Raw genomic sequence first — 1254 nt, forward strand, 5'->3', positions numbered from 1 at the left:
GCGCACCACACATCGTCTGGATGTTCGAGGCCTACGCCAGCGGCGAGTACACCATGGCCCAGCTGGCGACCGCCCTTGAGTACCGGGGTTTGCGCATTCCGGCCACGCCCAAGCGCCCCACCCGCCCGGTCAGCGTCCAGCACGTCGACAAGATGCTCGCCAACCGCTACTACCTCGGCGAGGTCAAGTTCGAGGGCGTCTGGTACCCGGGGCGACACCCGGCGCTCATCACGTCCGCCGTCTTTGATCAAGTGCAGGCCATCAGGAAGGCGCGTAACGCCGCCCGGGAAAAGCCACAACACCATCCGCACTACCTCAAGGGCTCGGTGTACTGCGGTACCTGCCGAAGCCGGTTCGGGATCACCAACGCCACTAACCGGTGGGGCACGGTCTACCCGTACTTCTTCTGCATCGGCCGCGCCAAGCGGCGGCAGCCCTGCGACCAGCCCGCCGTCTTGATCGATGACCTTGAGACCTCGGTCGCCGACTGGTGGCGGCGAATCCAGCTGTCCGAGACCAAAATCACAGCTATCCGGAACCAGGTCATGACCGAGCTGGAGCGACACCAAGCCGACAGCCACCGCGAGCTCGCGCAGCAGGAGAAGCGCATTGCCGATCTTGAACGTGAACAGCTCAAGCTGCTCCAGGCGCACTACGCCGACGCCATCCCCGTGGATCTACTCAAGACCGAACAGGAACGTATCCAGCGGGAACTGGCCGGCGCCCGAGCGATCATAGAACGCTGCTCGACCGAGGCCAGCACCGTGCTGGCGGTCGTGGAGGAGGTTCTGTTGCTGTGCGCCAACGCGCATGAGCTGTACCTTGCCGCGCCGCCGGAGGTGCGGCGGGCGCTGAACCAGGCCGTATTCGCCCGCTTCTGGGTGGTACGCAACCAAGTTCACGGCGCCGACCTGACTGAACCGTTCGCTCACCTGCTGGCCCCGAACCAGCAGGACAAGACCATCGGTCAAGATTCCGAACCCGAGGATGCGGAGGTCCTACCCGACAGCATGCCGCCCGATGAAGGCCGTTCCGTTGAGATCACTGATCACACCCGCTGGCACGCAATCGAGCGGCCATATGGCCCGCTGCCCGGTGAGACAGCGAACCCCCGCCAGCTCACTGGCGGGGGTTCGAACATCAGTACTCGGGTGGAGGTGAGGGGACTCGAACCCCTGGCCTCCTCCGTGCGAGGGAGGCGCTCTACCAGGCTGAGCTACACCCCCTGGAAGCATCTGAAGCTTACAGGAACGC

Annotated in this window: 1 protein-coding gene, 1 tRNA gene and 1 pseudogene; 1 reads left to right on the forward strand and 2 read right to left on the reverse strand. The window is 64.8% G+C overall.

The window, feature by feature from the left end:
• Positions 1–53: 53 nt before the first annotated feature.
• Positions 54–431: pseudogene (locus tag ACY45C_RS12515) on the forward strand (recombinase family protein); the annotation flags it as partial.
• A 246-nt stretch (positions 432–677) separates the two neighbouring features.
• Here the strand turns inward: ACY45C_RS12515 and ACY45C_RS12520 are convergent.
• Together ACY45C_RS12520 and ACY45C_RS12525 are read right to left on the reverse strand one after the other, a co-directional pair.
• On the reverse strand, positions 678–971 hold the full coding sequence (locus ACY45C_RS12520; RefSeq protein WP_462187792.1) for a hypothetical protein: 294 nt from the start codon (positions 969–971) through the stop codon (positions 678–680).
• Positions 972–1152: 181 nt separating this feature from the next.
• A tRNA-Ala gene (locus ACY45C_RS12525) sits at positions 1153–1226 on the reverse strand.
• Positions 1227–1254 lie beyond the last annotated feature (28 nt).

This window comes from Frankia sp. CcWB2 (genome assembly GCF_977927585.1).